This window comes from Microcystis sp. M090S1, assembly GCF_020246295.1.
GTDB classification, from domain to species: Bacteria; Cyanobacteriota; Cyanobacteriia; order Cyanobacteriales; family Microcystaceae; genus Microcystis; species Microcystis aeruginosa.
This window is the reverse complement of record NZ_JADBTF010000269.1, coordinates 1-3,311: the sequence shown is the minus strand read 5'-3', so window position 1 is coordinate 3,311 and position 3,311 is coordinate 1. Positions and strand designations below refer to the sequence as shown.

Sequence of the window (3,311 nt, the reverse complement as noted above, 5' to 3'; positions counted from 1 at the left end):
TTTTTTGTGCGGTATCTTTTGGCTCTTTAACCAGAGAACTTCCATCTTCAGTTGAACCCGGGGATGGGGATGATGAAATCTTTCCTAAGACAGTGAGTTCTTTTCTTCTTCCGTGAATTCTAGGTTAATCATGTTTTCAATGAGTGCTTTGCTTCTAATTATGACTCTTAAACTATATTATTGTCCTTGAGTAAAAAATGCAAGTTGTAGCCGTGCAAAGTATATTTATTTCAAAATGAGAATTGCTGAGATTTTACTGTCATCGAAGAAGAAAAAGAAATACGAGTGAGACGGTGGAATCAGCTTCACTTTGAAGACTTTGCCCAGACTATCCTAGATGTGGTAAAAGTAGATCATCCTGACTATGACCGTCCTCTACTCATTGGGACTATGGCGAGGGAGTTGACTACCGTCGAATTGCGTCTGGCCTACAGTCATCGTTCCCCAGTTGAAACTAATTTCTTTGTGGCTCAGGATACAGCGGGGATGGAGATGCCGAGAGCTTGGACGGAGAATTCTATCAGGCGTCGAATTGGTCTGGCTTTGTTGGCTGGTTGTTTACTTAAAGCGATCGCTGCTGTCTGCGAACCGCTCGCTACAGGACCCTGGGATAAGAAACCCCAACCAACTGCTGGTCGTTTGAGCCATCACCTCAATATTCGGGTCAATGATTTTTCGGCACTTGCTCTCAAGGGTGTGCCATCGAGAAACTACCGAAAAATTCAAAAACCCCAGCCCATCAAGGATTTGCCGTTACCTGATGCCGCTTAAATTGGTAAAACACGAGAATTTGGCTGTGCCATTTAAACTCGCTTCCACAGATTTAGAACACGACGCCTCATCTATCTGAGAAAGGCTGTAACTTTTTCTTGAACTAAATTTAGCATCAAGTTTTTATCAGCCAAGTTCATTGCTATGACTGGGGTATAGATTTTTGGAGATGTCTAATGTGACGGGTTCCGCATCGATCGCTTCCGTGGTATGATTCGGGCGACATCCGATCGATCCCCCCTTCCTGTAGATGAGCGAACTATCCCCCACCGTCTCCGTCATCGTTCCCTGCTATAACCAAGGTATTTATCTCGATGAAGCGATCCAATCGGTTCTCGGACAGACCTATCAAGATTTCGAGATTATTATCGTCGATGATGGATCGGACGACGGGCTGACGGGGCTGACGAACGATCTCCTACGAGATTACCGACGAAAGAGAACGCGGGTGATCCGTACCGAGAATCGGGGAGTGGTTAGCGCTCGCAATACAGCGATCTCCCACGCGAGGGGTAAATATATCCTGCCCCTCGATGCCGATGACCGAATCGGTAGCGAATATTTAGAGAAAGCGGTAAAAATTCTCGATGATAATCCCGATACGGGGATCGTTTACTGCGAGGTGGAGTTTTTCGGCGAGCGGCAGGGTAAATGGGAGTTACCTCCCTACCGATTTCCCGATATATTAGTACAGAACGTGATTTTCTGCTCCGGTTTTTTTAGAAAATCCGACTGGGAGAAAGTCGACGGATATAATCCTAATATGAACGATGGCTGGGAAGATTACGATTTCTGGCTAGCGATAATCGAAACGGGAAGAAAAGTATATAGAATTTCAGAAATTTTGTTTTATTATCGACAAAAAAAATCTTCTAGAAATACGGAGGCGAATTCAAGAGCGATCGCTCTCCATACCCGAATCTTTCAAAATCATCGAGAACTTTATCTACAAAATATAGAAATTCTATTTGAATGTATCTACGGGAATTGGTCGAAAATCGATGAATTGAGGGAAGTCATCCACGAGAATCGATTAACAGTTGAAGAGTTGGGCGAGCGGCTCGATGATTTTGTAGCGCAACGAGATCGGGCTATTCTCAGAATCCAACAGTTAGAAGACCATGAGAGAGAACTCGAGCAGGAATTATCCAAAACCCAAAAGGACTTTTTGAACGCTCGACGGGAAGTGGAAGAGCTTACGGAAGCGATCCGTCCCTTGCAAGAGATGCGAGAGAGTAAATTAGGGACGATGCTCGCGCTCTGGCACGAATTTAAGAAAAAAATCGGTTTTTAATAGAGAATGGTCGCTCGATGCTCAATCGTTGTCTGGAAGTCTTAACACTCGCTTCGTTTGTTTCCAAGTCGTTCTAATTTTCCAGAACTTACTACTTTCCATTCCTGTAATGACATCTTGAGCTTTCTGCAATTCTGTAGATATTTTTTCGATAAGATGTAAATGTTTACTTCGTTCTGCTTGTAACTCTGACTCGGTAATTTCCAGTTCTTGAATTCTCTGTTGGTGGGTTGTATTCCGAGCGAGCAGATCGTCTCTTTCTTCCTTGAGTTTTACATGGGTCGCGCTGGTTAAACAGGTGGGAAGCTCGCTATAGCAAGGATCGACCATCATTTTACGCAAAAAGAGTTGCAGGTCGGTTGAGATGCGATCACTCTGTTGATTCTGTAAGGTTTGCTGGGAAAGATGCACGCGAAAAAACGAGAGAGTTCGATCAATAAATCCCACCTTATAGTTCAGCATGATCCGACACCACATATCGATGTCCACGTGTTGGCAGAGATCAGGATCGAATTCCCCTACGGTATCGAAAACTTCTTTGCGGATTAAAACCGTGCTGGGTTCGCCGATTTTATTAATACATCCCTCTAAAAAACGCGGGTCGCTTAATAAACTTCTTCCCGACTGAACTAACGCGAGTCGTGACCAACCGGAATGTAAATTCTCGATCTGACGCACGATCGCCAAACAGGTATCGTTCGTTTTCGCCTCCTCCGACAGAAGAAGATCGCGACGGGAAAACACCAATCCAATCTCTCTATCGCTCTCCGCCAGTTCGACCATTTCCGACACACAATTTGCGTCAAGAAGGTCATCTTGTAATAAAAATTTAATATATTTACCCCTCGATCGGGAAACCGCACAATTCCAATTATCGACCATCCCCAAGTGCTCATGAGTGAAGACTTGACAATCTAACGCGGTTTGTTGTTGAAAGTCTTTAACGATCTCTAAAGTGCGATCGGTCGAGCCGTCATCGGAAATAATAATCTCTAAAGCCGGATAGGTTTGCGCTCGGACTGACGCAAGTGTTTCCTCTAAAAATCTCTCGCCTTGGTAGGTCGGGATCACGATACTTACGGGGGGGGAAGAAACGATCATCGTTTTTGAAAAAATTTGTTTCCCGAAATGGAGGCGGGACATATTCTACCACACATTCCGCACCCGGCTCTTCTAGGTTCTGTGTGAGCATGGTATAATAGTAACACAGAACAGGAGGTGGGTTATGTGGATAAATTTTGATCAA

At 44.4% G+C, this 3,311-nt stretch carries 3 protein-coding genes and 1 pseudogene; 2 read left to right on the top strand and 2 right to left on the bottom strand.

Annotated features, from left to right (window positions below; translation table 11 throughout):
- Positions 1 to 132 (bottom strand): annotated as a pseudogene (locus tag IM477_RS11935) (IS630 family transposase); the annotation flags it as partial.
- 153 nt (positions 133 to 285) lie between these two features.
- Here IM477_RS11935 and IM477_RS11930 point away from each other — a divergent pair.
- Together IM477_RS11930 and IM477_RS11925 are read left to right on the top strand one after the other, a co-directional pair.
- Positions 286 to 771, top strand: a complete 486-nt coding sequence (locus IM477_RS11930; protein ID WP_287731867.1) for a hypothetical protein — start codon at positions 286 to 288, stop codon at positions 769 to 771.
- A gap of 250 nt (positions 772 to 1,021) precedes the next feature.
- Positions 1,022 to 2,065, top strand: coding sequence for a glycosyltransferase (locus IM477_RS11925; protein ID WP_287731865.1), 1,044 nt, complete (start codon positions 1,022 to 1,024; stop codon positions 2,063 to 2,065).
- Between the two features lie 21 nt (positions 2,066 to 2,086).
- Here the strand turns inward: IM477_RS11925 and IM477_RS11920 are convergent, their stop codons facing one another.
- On the bottom strand, positions 2,087 to 3,166 hold the full coding sequence (locus IM477_RS11920) for a glycosyltransferase (RefSeq protein WP_287731864.1): 1,080 nt from the start codon (positions 3,164 to 3,166) through the stop codon (positions 2,087 to 2,089).
- Positions 3,167 to 3,311: the final 145 nt, after the last annotated feature.

Excerpts from the sequence above, each read along its gene's own strand:
- IM477_RS11925 (WP_287731865.1), top strand. The coding sequence starts at position 1,022 with ATGAGCGAACTATCCCCCACCGTCTCCGTCATCGTTCCCTGCTATAAC.
- IM477_RS11920 (WP_287731864.1), bottom strand. The coding sequence starts at position 3,166 with ATGATCGTTTCTTCCCCCCCCGTAAGTATCGTGATCCCGACCTACCAA.